The 15,374-nt window shown below is 57.3% G+C and carries 17 protein-coding genes; 8 read left to right on the forward strand and 9 right to left on the reverse strand.

Annotated features, from left to right (window positions below):
• Positions 1 to 59 precede the first annotated feature (59 nt).
• Positions 60 to 821, reverse strand: a complete 762-nt coding sequence (locus HL45_RS03430) for a hypothetical protein (RefSeq protein ID WP_211250819.1) — start codon at positions 819 to 821, stop codon at positions 60 to 62.
• Positions 822 to 873: 52 nt separating this feature from the next.
• The gene (locus HL45_RS03435; protein WP_049969697.1) at positions 874 to 1,692 is read right to left on the reverse strand and encodes a hypothetical protein; all 819 of its coding nucleotides are present in this window, start codon (positions 1,690 to 1,692) and stop codon (positions 874 to 876) included.
• A 302-nt stretch (positions 1,693 to 1,994) separates the two neighbouring features.
• Between HL45_RS03435 and HL45_RS03440 the strand changes: the two genes are divergently transcribed.
• Entirely contained in the window at positions 1,995 to 3,128 is a 1,134-nt protein-coding gene (locus HL45_RS03440; RefSeq protein ID WP_049969698.1) for an acyltransferase, read from the forward strand.
• 90 nt (positions 3,129 to 3,218) lie between these two features.
• Complete coding sequence (locus HL45_RS20705) at positions 3,219 to 3,377, forward strand: hypothetical protein (protein ID WP_158413654.1); 159 nt, start codon at positions 3,219 to 3,221, stop codon at positions 3,375 to 3,377.
• A 107-nt stretch (positions 3,378 to 3,484) separates the two neighbouring features.
• Here HL45_RS20705 and HL45_RS03445 read toward each other — a convergent pair whose 3' ends face one another.
• Complete coding sequence (locus tag HL45_RS03445; RefSeq protein WP_049969699.1) at positions 3,485 to 4,081, reverse strand: alpha/beta hydrolase; 597 nt, start codon at positions 4,079 to 4,081, stop codon at positions 3,485 to 3,487.
• Between the two features lie 54 nt (positions 4,082 to 4,135).
• Here HL45_RS03445 and HL45_RS03450 point away from each other — a divergent pair, with 54 nt between their 5' ends.
• Entirely contained in the window at positions 4,136 to 4,996 is an 861-nt protein-coding gene (locus HL45_RS03450) for a PspA/IM30 family protein (RefSeq protein WP_049969700.1), read from the forward strand.
• Between the two features lie 103 nt (positions 4,997 to 5,099).
• Positions 5,100 to 6,137 carry a hypothetical protein gene (locus tag HL45_RS03455; protein WP_049969701.1) on the forward strand — a complete coding sequence of 346 codons (1,038 nt, stop codon included), beginning with the start codon at positions 5,100 to 5,102 and terminating at the stop codon, positions 6,135 to 6,137.
• 378 nt (positions 6,138 to 6,515) lie between these two features.
• Here HL45_RS03455 and thrS read toward each other — a convergent pair whose 3' ends face one another.
• On the reverse strand, positions 6,516 to 8,438 hold the full coding sequence (gene thrS / locus HL45_RS03460; protein ID WP_049969702.1) for a threonine--tRNA ligase: 1,923 nt from the start codon (positions 8,436 to 8,438) through the stop codon (positions 6,516 to 6,518).
• Positions 8,439 to 9,062: 624 nt separating this feature from the next.
• On the opposite strand from thrS, the gene HL45_RS03465 reads away from it, so the two are divergent.
• Together HL45_RS03465 and HL45_RS03470 are read left to right on the forward strand one after the other, a co-directional pair.
• Complete coding sequence (locus HL45_RS03465) at positions 9,063 to 9,323, forward strand: PRC-barrel domain containing protein (RefSeq protein ID WP_233274675.1); 261 nt, start codon at positions 9,063 to 9,065, stop codon at positions 9,321 to 9,323.
• A 61-nt stretch (positions 9,324 to 9,384) separates the two neighbouring features.
• On the forward strand, positions 9,385 to 10,149 hold the full coding sequence (locus HL45_RS03470) for a M14 family metallopeptidase (RefSeq protein ID WP_049969703.1): 765 nt from the start codon (positions 9,385 to 9,387) through the stop codon (positions 10,147 to 10,149).
• Between the two features lie 11 nt (positions 10,150 to 10,160).
• On the opposite strand, the gene HL45_RS03475 is transcribed toward HL45_RS03470, so the two are convergent.
• Entirely contained in the window at positions 10,161 to 11,198 is a 1,038-nt protein-coding gene (locus HL45_RS03475; RefSeq protein ID WP_049969704.1) for a dipeptide epimerase, read from the reverse strand.
• Positions 11,195 to 12,208 (reverse strand): DUF1611 domain-containing protein, encoded by a 1,014-nt coding sequence (locus HL45_RS03480; RefSeq protein WP_049969705.1) that lies wholly within the window; start codon positions 12,206 to 12,208, stop codon positions 11,195 to 11,197. Before HL45_RS03480 ends, HL45_RS03475 begins: the two co-directional genes overlap by 4 nt.
• A 174-nt stretch (positions 12,209 to 12,382) precedes the next feature.
• Here HL45_RS03480 and HL45_RS03485 point away from each other — a divergent pair, with 174 nt between their 5' ends.
• Both HL45_RS03485 and HL45_RS03490 read left to right on the forward strand, forming a co-directional pair.
• On the forward strand, positions 12,383 to 13,258 hold the full coding sequence (locus HL45_RS03485) for a homoserine kinase (protein ID WP_049969706.1): 876 nt from the start codon (positions 12,383 to 12,385) through the stop codon (positions 13,256 to 13,258).
• 63 nt (positions 13,259 to 13,321) lie between these two features.
• The gene (locus HL45_RS03490) at positions 13,322 to 13,528 is read left to right on the forward strand and encodes a hypothetical protein (protein ID WP_049969707.1); all 207 of its coding nucleotides are present in this window, start codon (positions 13,322 to 13,324) and stop codon (positions 13,526 to 13,528) included.
• A 10-nt stretch (positions 13,529 to 13,538) separates the two neighbouring features.
• Here the strand turns inward: HL45_RS03490 and HL45_RS03495 are convergent, their stop codons facing one another.
• From HL45_RS03495 to HL45_RS03505, 3 genes are all read right to left on the reverse strand, one after another.
• On the reverse strand, positions 13,539 to 14,426 hold the full coding sequence (locus HL45_RS03495; protein ID WP_049969708.1) for a Vms1/Ankzf1 family peptidyl-tRNA hydrolase: 888 nt from the start codon (positions 14,424 to 14,426) through the stop codon (positions 13,539 to 13,541).
• A gap of 59 nt (positions 14,427 to 14,485) precedes the next feature.
• Positions 14,486 to 14,734, reverse strand: coding sequence for a hypothetical protein (locus HL45_RS03500; protein WP_049969709.1), 249 nt, complete (start codon positions 14,732 to 14,734; stop codon positions 14,486 to 14,488).
• A 97-nt stretch (positions 14,735 to 14,831) separates the two neighbouring features.
• Positions 14,832 to 15,365, reverse strand: a complete 534-nt coding sequence (locus tag HL45_RS03505; protein ID WP_049969710.1) for a DUF5815 family protein — start codon at positions 15,363 to 15,365, stop codon at positions 14,832 to 14,834.
• Positions 15,366 to 15,374 lie beyond the last annotated feature (9 nt).

Raw genomic sequence — 15,374 nt, forward strand, 5'->3', positions numbered from 1 at the left:
GGGGCCGGTTCGGTAGGGGGTGGCACAGTCCATCTCGATATGGCCGCTCGATTAGATGTTTACGTCCGAGTGGCGTTCACTTCTACTTGCCACTTTAGCTCGTACTCGTTCGATTTCGGCCACTTCATTTCACACGTCGCGTTCACCGATTGCGTACTATCGTACTCTCCCGACCACGATACGGCATACGACCCTGCTTTGCCGACGTTCGTTTTTTCGCCCACATATCCGACGGAACCGGTATGAAGGGGGAATTGTATCATCGGTCCGTCCCGATTGACCCGCGAAAACGCGACTGGAACCTTCTTGGAACTCGTCTTTTCCGCCGGGTCGTACCGACGCATGTCGTCCGTCTCTCGGGGCAACGAGAGCCTTGATTGAATCGCTTGAAGCTGTGTCTCGTTTTCAGGAGTTACGCCACTCCAGAGCCATGCCCTGTAAAACTGTTCGGAGTCGAGTTCCACGTCTGGTATTTTGTAGAGGGCAAGGACATGGTCGGAAGACCAGTTCTCATCGTCGGAGGAAAGCGTCCACGCACCAGCGAACGTAAGACCGTGTTCCGGTTCTTGTTTTGCAATCCCCCAAACACCGTTCGTACCGTAGGTCGATTCGAGCGACGATACTTTTTTCGTGAATGCTTCGTGGGAAAGCGCATCCGAATCAGGGGTGACGACTTTTTTTTCCGAGTAGGAGGGGTCGTCTTTCCCGTCTGCACGTAAACCAATATTTGTACACCCTGCTATTGAACCTGCAAGTGCGACTGTTCCGAGCGTTCGTATCGCTGAACGTCGCGTACTTCGTGTCTGTTTTTTCTCATTCATGGCGGCCTCTAATTGTGTATGAAAATATTTGAAAAGTGTTTCCTATTTCAGATTAGAACGCGTCCGAAACGAGTTCGAACGTGTAGTCGAACTCACGAATGCCGTAGGAAGGTCGCTGTTCGACGTGGAAACCGCTCAACTCCTGCTGACCTTCGTAGTTTCCAGACCACTGGGCGGCATACTCGTCAGTCGTCGTACTCGTTCGGTTCGGGTCGTAACCGATGGTATCCTCAAGCACGGTGACGGTCGTGCTGGCCGACGCCGATACCTCCCCCGTTCCGGTCTTGTTTTGCGCTGTCGTCGTCAAGGATAGATCCACGTCCGTCCCGTTGCGAGAAATCGAACTCGCTGGTTTTATCTGCTTTCTGTCAGAATAGTCCGTGTGCTTGACGTGATTGGTGAAACTAACTAGATTTCCTTCGTAGAGACCACCGCTCGTTGATGACGCAGTACTCCAGTGATGGTAGATGTATCGTCGTGCGCCACTGGACGTGTAGACATCCGTTTTGTAGATGTCGATAATGTGGTCGGACGTTGCTTCGTTCGTTTCGACGTGGCCGTCCACCGAATCGACCAGTGTTCCATCAACGTCTGCACTGGCACTGAAGTTACTTTCGGGTTCTGCAACGAGGTTCGCCGTCGCCTCCTTTCCGTGTCGTTGTTCCATTTTCTCGACAAAGTCGCGCCGTTCGGAGCGCGAAAGGCCCGAGGACGACGCGTCGAACGTACCCGTTTGTCGAGCGACGTTGTACTCTCTTTCACTATTGGAATCTGCAGCAGCAGTCGCTGGAATGGTCACAGCACCAAGGGATGCTGCACCAACTCGCTTCATGAACGTTCTCCGATTCGAGTCTTTGTTTCGTTTTGTCATACTGCATACGGAATTTACTTCGAACTATATTAAATTATTTTATGACTAATTTTATATAATATTCTTTGGTTAGTATTAATTTTTAAATGTGTTGGTGCTGTCTATTCATCGAATAGTATCGTAACCGACGAAGAACTCGCCAACTACCCCATCGCTTTTTTACTTCCGATAAAAAGTGCCCAACACTGAACGCCTCAGTCTCGAAGTCCAACTCCTTGATACGAACTAACTCGGTTTTCCCGACAATATCGGAGGCAATTTAAATACCGGGGAATGATTCCTCAGTGGACCTTTGAGATACGATGAGTAAGCGAATCCATAGCATAGATACCCTGCGAGCAGTTGCGATATTTTTCATCGTCATAGCACACGTACAACCGTTTCGCGGTTTCGGAACGTACGGGAACTACGTCTTTTTCGTGATAGACACAATCGGTCAGTTCGACGTTGCGTTCTTTTTCCTCACGTCCGGATACTTCCTCGCAAAGACGGCGACTGCTGACACCGTCACATCGACCGTCGTCGGTTCTGTCCGCAAACTCGGTTCGATTTACGTGTTCGGGAGACTCCTCTCCGTGACGGCAGTCATCGGTCTTGCGCTATTCCAAGGTGTTCCCGTAGTGACTGCCCTCGTCAACCGTGGCATCGAAAACATCTCTGCGATCGACCTCCTGTACTTTGGAAGCGCGCTTGCCGTTCCACTGTGGTTCCTGACAGCATTGATTTACTCCCTCGTTTTCGTCGCTTGCTTCGTCAAGTTCAGGAAAACCCGCTATCTACTGCCCGTTGCCGCGCTTTTCCACGTCGTCGGTCTTATCGGCATGAATTACGGAATGCTCGCTAACGTACCGTTTCGAACGCGGGATGCTCTCTTCTTCGGATTCTTCTACGTCGCGCTTGGATACCACATCAGTTCGATGGACTGGACGCCGAAGGAGAGTCGCAGTCACATCTATTTTGCGGCGGTCTGTTTCTTCGCAGTGGCCCAACTAGTCGAGCAGTACGCGATTGGCTATATCATCCGTGATAACGTTCTTCGCTCCGAAATCCACTCGACGGGGTACACCATTTCGACGATATTCTTCGTTCTCGCGCTTTTCGCATACGTGCTTTCGAAGCCACAGTGGGGCAAGAATACGATTCTCCCGAAAATAGGGCGGCACGCCCTCGGCATATATCTGCTTCACGTTCCGGTAATGCGTCTCCTCCGGACGATGAACAGAGTTTGGCGTCCCGAGATTGGGATTGACCTCACGTCGACGCTTCTCTGGCAGTTGGGCTTGACGCCACTCGTCTACGTTCTTTCGCTGGGAGTCTATCTCCTCATGGCGAAGATGCACGTCATCGAACTTGGCGGCAGTCATACGCCGTGGCTAAGCCGTCTCTGGTCACACGGTCGAGGTTTAGTATGGGGAAGAAATCCGAACGACAACTGATGCCGATTCCAAACGAAGCCTGTGAAAGACGGCGTTTTTCGTGATACCGGAAAATCGAAGATTTTCTCCGGCCCTCAATCATCGAGCGATGTGGCGCGCTGGCGGGTATTCGAGGACAACGAGATTTCTCCGAAATCTCGAACGCGAGCGGTGAAGCCGCGAGCGACCGTCCGAGAAGGCGTGATGAAGCGCGCGAGGGAATCGGTTGGGGAGGGAGTGGCCTGCGGTGGCAGTTCATTTGAGTCGTGACTTGCCAACAGCAACTTTACACCACGGTCAATTATTCGTGTTTCTCTTACTGCTTCGTTTTAACTATCAGGTGCAACCCCCTCCCCGAATGAAAATCAATCCCCCTATTAGAACTGTCCAACGAAGAACTCGCCCAACCGCCTCGCAACCTTCTTCTCTTGCCCAACAAAGAAATGGTCGGCGCTGAACGCCTCCGTCTCGAAGCCTAACTCCTCTGCGCGCTCCACGATGGGTTCCCAGTTCGCGGTGTCGTCCCGAGTCGCGTACAGAATCTTCAATGGAACCGCAATCCCATCCAAAACCTCCACCGCGTCCAAATCGTCCGTCAACCGAGACGCGGGCGCGAGCAGTCCAATCACATCCACCGCTTCATCTGCCCCTGCAAGTGCCGCAACTCCGCCGCCGAAACTGAACCCAAAAATTCCAACTGAACCGTACCGCTCCCTCGCCCACCGAATCGCGTTCCGGGCGTCCTCGCGCTCGCCGTAGCCTTCGTCCCAATCTCCGTAATCGAAGCGCAGGCAGGCGATTCCGTGGTCAGTAAGATATTCGCCGAGGACCACGAGTCGGTTGTCGCGCCGATTCCCGTTGAACTGCGGATGGGGCGGACAGGCGACTACAATCGTATCGGTTTCGCCCTCCGGCACGTCCAAGGTGGCCCGAACGTCCCGCGCACCGGGGACGACGACTTTGTTCGACTGCATGAGGGCGTGTTAGCTTGGTGAGGATTTTAAGGGTCGGGTTCTGAATGTAGATGTATGGGAGTACTTTCACGCATGTCGTACGTCATCCGCTCGAAAATAAATGCCGTCCTCAACCGGGCTGAAGACCCGACCGAGACGCTCGACTACTCCTACGAGCAGATGCGAGACGAACTGCAGGACGTGAAGAAGGGCATCGCCGACCTGACCACCCAGAAAAAGCGCCTCGAAATTCAGAAGCGAAACCTCGAAGAGAACGTCGAGAAGCACAACTCGCAGGCGCGGGAGGCTGTAAAGCAGGGACGCGAGGATTTAGCCCGGAAAGCGCTTGAGAAGAAAAAGCAGAAGATGAACCAAATCGAGGATTTGGAGGGCCAAATCGCACAACTCCAGAACACGCAGGACAACCTCGTGGAGAAAAAGGACACGCTCCAAAACCGCATCGAGGAGTTCCGCACGAAAAAAGAGAGCATGAAAGCGCGCTACGAGGCCGCCGAAGCGAACAGTCGCGTCTCGGAGGCCATGACGGGCGTCGGCGACGAGATGGAAGACGTTTCGCGCTCCATCGAGAACGCAGAACAACAGACCGAGGAGATGGAAGCGCGCGCAGAAGCGATGGACGAACTCCACGACACGGGTGCGTTCGACGACGCGCTCTCGGACAAAGACCAACTCGACCGCGAACTCGAAGAGATGCGAACCGGCGGAGAAGTCGATTCAGAACTCGACACCCTGAAAGCCGAGATGGGAGTCGAGGACGAACCGGAGCCGGAACCGGAAGCCGAGACAGAAACGACGACAAATTCCGGCGAGGAGGACATCGACCTTGCAGACCTCGAGGCGGAAGTCTCGGCCGACGAAACCGAAACTGAAACTGAAGTCGAAACCGAACAGGCCACTGAGGAGAACAACTCGTAACCTTCTCGGCCATTTGCTGTTTCAGTAATCACCCAACAGCTCTGCCGGTAGTCGTATCGCCCCGGCAACAGCCTATTTGAGTCCGCTTACCCTCACGGACAGTATGAGCGATTCAGGTGGTAGTTCCCAGCCCGGCGATACCATGCGGGAACGAGTAGACGAGAGTCGGCGGAAGTTGTGGATTCTGATGGAGGCAAACCGGTGGGGTGTCGCTGGTGGCATCCTGCTCGCGTTCTTTCTCTCGCTGGTGATTCTCGGTATTCTCGACCCGTCACCGCTTCAGCAGTCTATCGCAACCTCAGACCCTATTGACACCGCCTTTCAAGGCTTTATCGGCGCGATTATCACGGGCGTGACGCTCGTCGTGACGCTGAACCAACTCGTTCTCTCGCAGGAACTCGGCCCGGTCGGCGACCAGCGCAGTCGGATGAAAGGCGCAATGGAATTTCGGCAGGACGTTGAGGAACTACTCGACGTTCCGACCGCGCCGCCGGAACCCGCCTCGTTTATGGAGGCGTTGATGAACGAAACTGAAGACCGAGCCGAAGCACTTGCGGATGCTGTCGAAGAGAGTCGGGACGAGGAGTTGAAGGAGGAGATTCGAAGCTACGTGGATGGCCTCGCCGAAAATGCGAACACGGTGAGTGAGCGTCTCAAAGAAAAGCAGTTCGGGACGTTCGACCTGCTTTCTGCCATCCTCAACTTCAACTACTCGTGGAAAATCTTCCTCGCGCGCAAAATCCGGAACGAACATGCGGACGCGCTCACCGACGAGGTAGACGAGGCATTCGACGATATTATCGAATGCTTGGAGTTCTTCGGCCCGTCGCGGGAGCATTTCAAGACGCTTTACTTCCAGTGGGAACTCGTCAACCTCTCGCGGTCGATGCTTTACACCTCGATTCCGGCGCTCGTTGTCGCCGTGGCGATGATACTCTATTACGACGCGAGGGCGGTTCCGGGCTACACGTTCGCCATCAGCAACGACGTACTGGTCGTTAGTTTGGCGACGACCATCGCAGTCGTTCCCTTCGTCATCCTGCTTTCGTACATCCTCCGGATTGCGACGGTGGCGAAACGGACGCTATCTATCGGGCCGTTTATTCTGCGAGAAACGGCACGAAACGACGAGTTGGAGTGACCCCGTCAACTCCAATCAGCAACCTTTTCAAATCGGTTGATATTTAATTCGTATGATAATGATACGCGAGCTGTATATTATTTTAATAGGGCTTCTTCTCTATTTACTTGGTACAGTTAGTCCGAATCACCACCCGGAACGTTCTATGAAAGCGTTCGGGTACGGTGTGGTCAGCGTAGTTACTGCCGTTGGTTTTGCGTTCTTCGCCCCGAGAGTTCTCCGAGCCAGTATAACTGAAACCGGAGGCTCCCTAGAGAAGACTTTGTTAGCTGTGTGCGTGTGTCGTTTTCTTTTCCGCTTGCCTCATTGCAGTCCGGTACTACGTAGTCGATAGAAGGATTCGACGTGGACGCTGTCCGACTAAGCGCGCCGACGTTTTCAGTCGAGGAAGTTGATTTCCGTCCGCTTTTCCTCACGCTCCGCTTCCAGATGCTCGCGGAACGATTCCAACGACACGTCCTTCTCTTCGCGCTCTTTGCGGTCACGAACCGAAATCGTGCCTGCCTCTTCCTCGTCACCACCGACTACAATCATGTACGGCACGCGGTCGTCGTGGGCCTGCTGAATCTTGCGTCCGACCGTCCACGAGCGGTCTTCGACTTCGACGCGGAAGTCGCCGAGTTCGTTTTTGATGCGGTGGGCGTAACCGAGGTTGTCGTCGCTGACGGGGAGGATGCGAACCTGTTCGGGCGAGAGCCAGAGCGGGAACTTCCCGTTGAAGTGCTCGATGAGCACCATGAAGAAGCGCTCGTAGCTTCCGTACAGGGCGCGGTGAATCATCACCGGGCGCTCGCGCTCGTTGTCCTCGGTGACGTACTCCAAGTCGAATCGCTCGGGCATGTTGAAGTCGAGTTGCACCGTCGGGCCGTCCCAGACGCGCCCAAGGGCGTCCTCGAAGCCGAAGTCGATTTTCGGGCCGTAGAACGCGCCGTCGCCGGGTTCGATGTCGTAGTCCATCGAGGAGGATTCGAGGACGGATTCGAGTTGTTCCTCCGCGTGCTCCCAGAGTTCGTCGCTTCCGACCGATTTTTCCGGGCGGGTCGCCAGCGCGACTTCCACGTCCAAATCGAACGTCTCGATGACCTCGAAGATGAGGTCCATGACCTGTCGAATCTCGCGCTCGATTTGGTCGGGGCGAACGAACAGGTGGCCGTCGTCGATGGTGAACGACCAGACGCGCGAGAGGCCGGAAAGCTCCCCGCGCTGTTCTTTGCGGTAGACTTTCCCGTTCTCGAAGTACCGAACCGGCAGGTCGCGGTAACTCCACGTATCTTGGTCGAAGATGGTCGCGTGGCCGGGGCAGTTCATCGGTTTGAGGCCGTACTCCTCATCGTTCACGTCGAGGAGGAACATGTCGTCAACGTAGTTGTCGTAGTGGCCCGATTTCTTCCACAGTTCGGTGCGGAACAGATGGGGCGTTTCGACTTCGTCGTAGCCTGCCTCACGGTTCAGTTCGCCCGCGAAGTCGGAGAGTTCCCGCAGAATCGTCTTTCCGCTCGGGTGGTACAGTGGCAGACCCGGCCCAGTCGTCTCGTCAATCGAGAACAAGTCCATCTCGCGTCCGAGTTTGCGGTGGTCGCGCTCTTCTGCTTCCTCCATGCGCTCCAGATAGTCATGAAGGTCGCCCTCGCTGGCGAACGCGGTGCCGTACACGCGAGTCAGCGTGTCGTTTTCCTCGTCGCCGCGCCAGTAGGCCGCCGAGGTTTCGAGAATCGTGAAGCCGCCGATTTCGCCCGTCGATTCGACGTGCGGGCCTTTACAGAGGTCTACGAACTCGCCCTGCTCGTAGAACGAAAGCGGGTCTTCGTCCGCCGCTTCGGTGTCCAAAACGTCCTGTTTGTACTCGTTGTCCTCGTACAGGTCGAACGCTTCTTCGCGGGATTTTTCGACGCGCTCGATGTCTAAGTCTTCCTCGATGATGTCGTGTGCCTCGTCTTCGATTTCCGCGAGGTCGTCGCTGTCGAGTTCGACGCCGGAGATGTCGTAGTAGAATCCCTCGTCCGTCCACGGGCCGATTGCGAGTTTCGCTTCGGGGTGGAGTCGCTGGAGGGCTTGTGCGAAGACGTGGGACGCGGAGTGACGGAGCACATCAACGTACTCGTCGCTCTGGTCGGTGACGATGACGAGTCGGCAGTCCTCGGAAAGGGGCGTTGCCTTGTCAACGAGTTCTCCGTCAACGACACCTGCGACCGCGTCCTTGCCGAGTCCGGGGCCGATTTCGTAGGCCACGTCTTCTACGGTTGACCCGTCCTCCATCTGGAGTTCGGAGCCATCCGGAAGCGTGACGACGATTTCGCTCATGGGCGCAGATACGGGACAGGTGCAAGATAAGTGTGTTGAGACGGAGGCGAGGACGGAGATTTTCAGGCGTTGGTTTCTTTAGTATTTTTGTGGATTTTTGCGCAGATGCATCCCTGTCGTGAAGCCCGTATTTCGGTGGATTTTGTCTGGTTTTGTGCTGTCTGCAATTCCCGACTCTACTGAAACCGCCTCCGCACCGATCCGCCCACACACCTCCCCAACCGATTCCTTCCCTCGTTTCACTCGGTCAGTCATCCCCCGCGCGGGCAAACCTACGGTTCGCCTTCGCACGCCGTGTGGTTTTTCTCATCTGTAGAAATCACACAAACACCATGGCGCGTGCTTCCACAGGCCCGAGGACTCGTCGTCTGAGGGCCTGTGGTGAAGTCGTGCGAGGGACGAGTGTGCGAACGACTGTGAGCGCACGTGTCGGTTGGAGAGGCATGTGGGCGGAGACGGTTTCAGTGGAGTCGTGACTACCTAGCGACAAAAATCACGCAAACCACGCCCAATCGGTCTCAAAAACTGAACTCACGCCAATCACGCCCAATCGGACGCAAAATCCCCGCAACGTTCGACTGATTCGGCGGACAATCTGATGCTCGACAAGCCCGTATCACCTCCATGCGACGACTGCCAGCAAAAGAAGACGAAAGCAAACCGGTGTTCAACGTGGACGACGAAAAGGTCGGTATCGTCACGGAGATCAAAGACGGCACCGCCTACGTTGACCCGCATCCGAGCCTCCTGACCGAATACAAGATGCTTCTCGGGTGGAAAGACGACTCGAAGGAAATCTACCCGCTTCCGAAAGAGGCAATCGCGGAAATAACGGACAAGGAGGTTCGTCTGCAAACCCGCGATTCGGAACACGAAGACGACTGACCACAAACGATGACCGAAATCCACAGTCTCAAGTAGTACCACTGCGTGCCACTCGCTGTCAATGCACGTCGAAACCGTCGGCGACGGGACGCCGGAACTCGCCGTGGTCGCGTGCCTCCACGGAAATGAACTGTGTGGAAAAACGGCAATCGAGCGCGTGCTGGCCGAAAACCACGATTTTCGAAGACCGGTTCGGTTCGTCGTGGCCAACGAGGCGGCAATCGAGAAAAACGTCCGCAGCATCGACGAAGACCTGAATCGTGCCTTTCCGGGCGACTCTGGTGGAAAACCCCACGAATCCAGACTCGCAGCGGAACTCCTTCCGCAAGTCCGCGATTGTTCCGTTCTCGACCTCCATTCGACGCGCTCGCATCCCGACCCCTTCGCGTTGGTCGCGCAGGTGAACGAGCGAACGACCAGACTCGCTCGTGCAACAGGTACGCCCCGCGTGGTCGATGTCAGCTACATCGCTGGCGGTCTCATCGACTACGTTGATGGAGTGGCAGTCGAATGCGGACTACGGGGAAGCGAGCGAGCAGACCGAAACGCAGAGCGCGTCCTCCGCAATTTTCTGGGAGAGATGGGCGCAGTCGATACGCTGTCGGACGCGGGCGACCCCGAACTGTATCGGATTTTCGACGTCGTCGAAGGCGGCGACTACGAGTTCGTCGGGGAGAACTTCGTCCGCGTGGAAGTGGGCGAGACGTTCGCCAGAAAGAACGGCGAGGAACGCCGCGCAGAACGGGCGTTTTATCCGGTGTTGATGTCCACGGACGGGTATGAGAATATTCTCGGGTTTCAGGCCGAACGGGTCGGCAAACTCTGAGGGAGAGCTGATTACTGTTTTTGCACGCCGGTTCCGGGTTGCCCGGTTTCGAGAGAGATGCGGCCATCAGGCATCGGAACGCCCTCGTACTCGTCCTCGGCGAGCAGAAGCGAGCCATCCAAATCCGCGTAGTCGAGCAGCGGTGCGAGGTGGCACGCCGCCGCAATGCTCGCGTTGCTCTCTATCATACAGCCGAGCATGACTTCCATCCCGTGCGCTTTCGCGGTGTGAATCATCCGCATTGCCTCCCGAAGCCCACCGCATTTCATTAGTTTCAGATTGGCGATGTCCGCTTGTCCGGCGATTCGCGGAATATCTTCCAGTGTGATACAGGATTCGTCCGCCGCAATCGGTAGGGCGGAGCGTTCGCGGACGAATCGCATCCCGTCGGGATTTTCGGCTGGAATCGGTTGTTCGACGAACTCCACGTCGTACTCCGCGAGTACCTCGATTTTGCGTACTGCTTCTCGGGGACTCCACGCCTGATTCGCATCGACGCGAATCGTCGCGTTGGGAGCCTCGTCTCGAATCGCCCCGACGATTTCCCCGTCGCGGTCGGTGCCGACTTTCACTTTCAGCGTGTTGTATCCGGCTTCGACCGCTTCCGCCGTTTTCTCGCGCATGACTTCGGTCGTGTCGATGCCGATGGTGAACGAGGTTTCGAGCGTGTTCTCCGGGTCGAGTCCCCAGTAGCGATACAGCGGCAGGTCGCCCCGCTTCGCCACGAGGTCGTGGAGCGCGATGCTCACCGCACAGCGAGCGGCGGGATTTCGATTTACCACTTCCTTCATCTCCCGTTCGATTTGGGCGAGCGCGTGGGGGTCGTCCACCGATTCCACGACGTTTAGGAGGTCGGGCATGACGGTCTCCACGGTGTCCGCCGTCTCGCCGTAATGCTTGGAGGGTGCGGCCCCGCCGACGCCGACATTCCCCTCGTCGTCCTCGATTCGGACGACGACGTTGTCGGCAGTCGTCTGGGTACTCCGGGAAATCGTGAAGGCGTGTTCGAGCGGAAGCGAGAGCCGTTCGTATTCGGTCGAGAGGCTCATAGAATCGCCTCCAGCACGTCGTCGGCGTCGAAGCGAACGAGGTCTGTCGCGGGTCTGCCGAGTTCGGATTCGTAGGATTCGACCGCATCCCGGGCAGATTCATCTCCCTCGATTCCGGAGGTGTTGAGCGCGCCCGCGACGATTTCGGCCTCTTGAACTGGTCTGGCGAGATTCTCGTACAGCGAGACGTACTCCTCGATGGACGGGAGCGAGAACGATTCGTAGCTGTGGATGACTTCTTTTCCTGCTTCGTGACAAAGCACGAGTTTGTTGGCCATCGACCCGTGGAGAATGCCGCAGGTTACGGCGGAGTAGGCGGGATGGACGATGCTTCCCTGTCCTTCCACGAACAGGTAGTCGTAGTCGTTGCCGCGCTCCAGAATCATCTCCTCGACCGCCCCGGCGGTGAAGTCGCTGACCACGCGGTCGATCGGGTTGCCCCAGCCGTCAATCATGATTCCGGTCTGTCCGGTCGGGATGAATTCGGCGTTGATTCCGCGCTCTTCCGCCGCTTCGAGCAGTTCGAGCGTCACGGTCATCTTCCCAACCGAGCAGTCGGTGCCGACCGTCAGCACGATTTCCGCGTCCACTTCGTTCGCAATCCCTTGGCCGACCGTCAGGTCGTCGTGCGGTTTGCGTACGTCCCAAATCTCACAATCGTTCTCTTCCGCAAGTCGGGCGAACTCCTCGTCGTTTTCGAGGAAGTAGTGGAGTCCGGAAATCACGTCACACCCGCGAGAGAGCGCAGTTCGAATGTCATCGCGCCACGAGTCGTCGAATCCGCCGCCGATGGGTGCGATGCCGATAATCAGCGCGTCCACGTCGCCAACGTCGTCCATTCCGGCGACGATGGGGGCGTCCTGTACGTCCGGTAAATGGTCGCTCACGCGCTCGCCGGGTCGGTCGTGGTCGAGAATCGCCTCGACTTCGTAGTCGGCGTAGCGAAGGATTCCGACCGCGGTTTTCGCACGCCCGGGGAACTTCTCGTGAGCGAGTATGGCCACCTGCATGCGTGTGCGGTGGTGGCACGGTAGCTTAAAGCCCTGCCCTAGCGGTAAGGGGATTTCAGCGCGTTGTCGGGTTTTCGGATGGTGACCGACTCTTAAACGAACCTCCCTTCCACCCCAACACGCAAATCCCAATGCTAGGCGAAGGTTTTTCAACCAGTCTTTTAAACGTAAGCCATGGTCACTGTGCGGGCACCCGCGACAAGCGCCAACCTCGGAAGCGGCTTCGACGTGTTCGGACTGGCGCTGGAGCGACCCGCAGACGTCGTCCGGGTCGAGCGCGCCGAGGAGACGACGATTGAAGTAACAGGCGTTGGACAGCAGTACATTCCGGAGAATCCGGCGAAAAATACCGCGGGCGTCGTCGCCGAGGAACTTGACGCACCCGCGCACATCGAAATAGACAAAGGGGTTCGTCCATCGTCCGGACTGGGTTCGTCCGCCGCGAGCGCCGCCGCCGCCGCAGTCGCGCTGAACGAACTCTACGACTGCGGATGCACGCCCACTGAATTGGTTCGCGTTGCCGCGGAGGGCGAGGCCGCCGTTTCCGGCGAAGCCCACGCGGACAACGTCGCACCCGCAATTCTCGGCGGGTTTACCATCGTTACCGACGAGGACGTGACGCAGGTCGATGCGTCGATTCCAGTCGTCGCCTGTCTCCCAGAAATCGTCGTTTCGACGCGAGATGCTCGGCAGGTCGTCCCCCAATCCGTCGAAATCGACGAACTCGTGGGAACCGTGGGCGACGCCGCGACGCTCACCGCGGGGATGTTTCGCGACGACCCCGAACTCGTCGGGAAGGGTCTGCGCAACAACTCCCTCACGGGGGCACGCGAATCGCTCATCAAGGGATTCGACGCGGTGCGGGAGTCCGCACTTTCCGCGGGTGCGACCGGCGTCGCGGTCAGTGGTGCAGGTCCGAGCGTCCTCGCCGTCTGCCGCGAGGGGGGACAGAGTTCGGTCGCAAGTGCAATGCTTGATGCCTTTTTAGACGCGGACGTCGAAGCGCGGGCCTACCCAACGTCGGTCGGCAGCGGTGCGACGATTTTGTGATGACCGTACGCTGCCCTTACTGACAGCGTAACAGCCACGGTGTTCCATCAGAAAGGTGAATATATGACGGACTCAGACCGTTGCCCTGACTGCGGCGTCACCCTCGAATCGGTCAAATTCGGGATGAACGACGCGTGGAAACCGCACGTGAAAACGAACGAGCGCAAAGAGGGTTTGCTCGGGTCGCTCGGAATGAACGAATCGAAATCCGTTCGAACGCGAATGTGCCCCGAATGCGGCCGGTTGTTGTTCCACGCCGAAATCGAGTAGCCAGCGCGAGCTAAATCCGATACAGGCGCGTCGTCCACAGTTCCCGAAACGCATCTTCCAGTGCATCCTCCGGGTCGCCAGTCGCATCGACCGGTTTCGTCATCCGAGCTTCCTGTCGAAATTCCGGAAGCAGTGTTCGCTGGCCGACGACGTACAACGCCTTTGCCTCCCGGTTTTCTATTTCCTCCCGACAGCGTTCCAGATGCTCGTCTATCTGGGCGTCCCGTCTGCGCTCGAATCGTCCTTGTGAAAACCCGCCTTTCGAGTGGTCGCTTTTCACGTCGCTTTCGAAGCCCGAAACCGACCGCCGTTCGCGCCCGTCATACTCGCCGATGGCGAACAGGTCGGAACGAACGAGTGCCAGCGCGAATTTGCCTTCCGGTCGGAACCAGTCGGTTTCGAACTCGAAGCTGTCGCCCCATGCCACGAACGATTCCGGGGGATTCGGCGGGGCGAGGACGCCACTGACGAGTCCGGCGTCGTCGGTCACGACAACGCCGGGAACCGCACGAGAAACGAGTGGTGCATGGTCATCGAACGACTCCCGAACCTCTTTGGGAAGGTCGCCATCGACCATGGCCGTCAGCGCGCCTTCCGGTGCCGCCTCGACCGAACTGAGTCGGGAGAGAACCGAATCGAGTCGCTTTCCGCGAAGGGTTTCGACGCCGCGAAAATCGAGATCGTCGTCGTCGCCCTGTAATCGTTTGACGCGGTCTTCCAGTTCCTCGATTCTGTCTTCGAGGTGGTTGACTCGCTCCTCCGCCTGTTGTCGCTCGGTGACCGCTTTCGCTCGGCGCTCTTTTTCTGCGTCCCGTTGTCGTTCGAGATGGTGTTTCTCTTCTTCGAGCGCGTCGATCCGTTCTTTCAACTCCGCGCGCCCGAGCAACTCGTCCAACATCGATTCGAAGCGCGTGGGCTACGCTCTTGTAGTTTGGTGTGTCGATGCAGAAGAAACTGCTACAGATTTCCGCAGATTTGGTACCGGTACGGTGAGGAGCGAATCACAGTTACATCGCCGTACTGAGCCTGTCGCCCGAGGACGGTTGCGACTTCGTGCGCGCTCTCGAACGTTCCAACGTGGTTTTCGTCGTGTTCGCCGTGTTCATCGAGCAGCGTGAGGATTTCACGCGCAGTGAGGGGCTGGTCGGTTCCGGCATCCGCGATGACCGCCTGAATCCGGTCGAACTCCTGCCCACGAACGTACATATTTCATACTGGTTATGTATCGACTTTAATCTTCAGTCAGACGCGCGTCTGACTGCCCCCTCTTCGGAGATCGAAATAAATTCCTTGGAGACTGACGTTACGCAGGACGGTCGTGCGGTCCGGTGAAATCTCGCTCTTTTCGGTACTGGTCTACGAACTCAGCTACGTCGAAGTTGAGCATATCGGCCTCGAACTTGCTCATCGCGTCCTCGTCCTCGGCGTGGCTGACGGCGTGTTCCATCAGTTCCACGATGAGTTCCACGACGATTTCGTGGAGTCGTCGGGAATCGAAATCGGTGACCCACACCATTCCGTAACCGACCTCGGGGTTTTCCATCATGTCCTCGGCGACGACCTCGCTCGGGAACTCCTCCAGTACGACACCCATGATGTGCAGGGTTCCGAACTCCCCGGCATCGTCCGTCGTTTCGACGGTTTCGCGGAGGATGTCCACGAGAAATTCCGGAACGAATCGTGAGGGCGGGTGGATGTCCATTACGACTGCGTGGGAGTCGCCGCAGTCGCAGTCGTACTCGCGCATTCCCATGTCGAGTTCGTGGACGGCCACCGACTCGCCACATGGGAGGTCGAGCCTCGCACCCTTGCCTCCCGGTACGCGCGGTTCTGCCATAGCCTCCCG

The sequence above is a fragment of the Haladaptatus cibarius D43 genome (assembly GCF_000710615.1).
Lineage (GTDB): Archaea > Halobacteriota > Halobacteria > Halobacteriales > Haladaptataceae > Haladaptatus > Haladaptatus cibarius.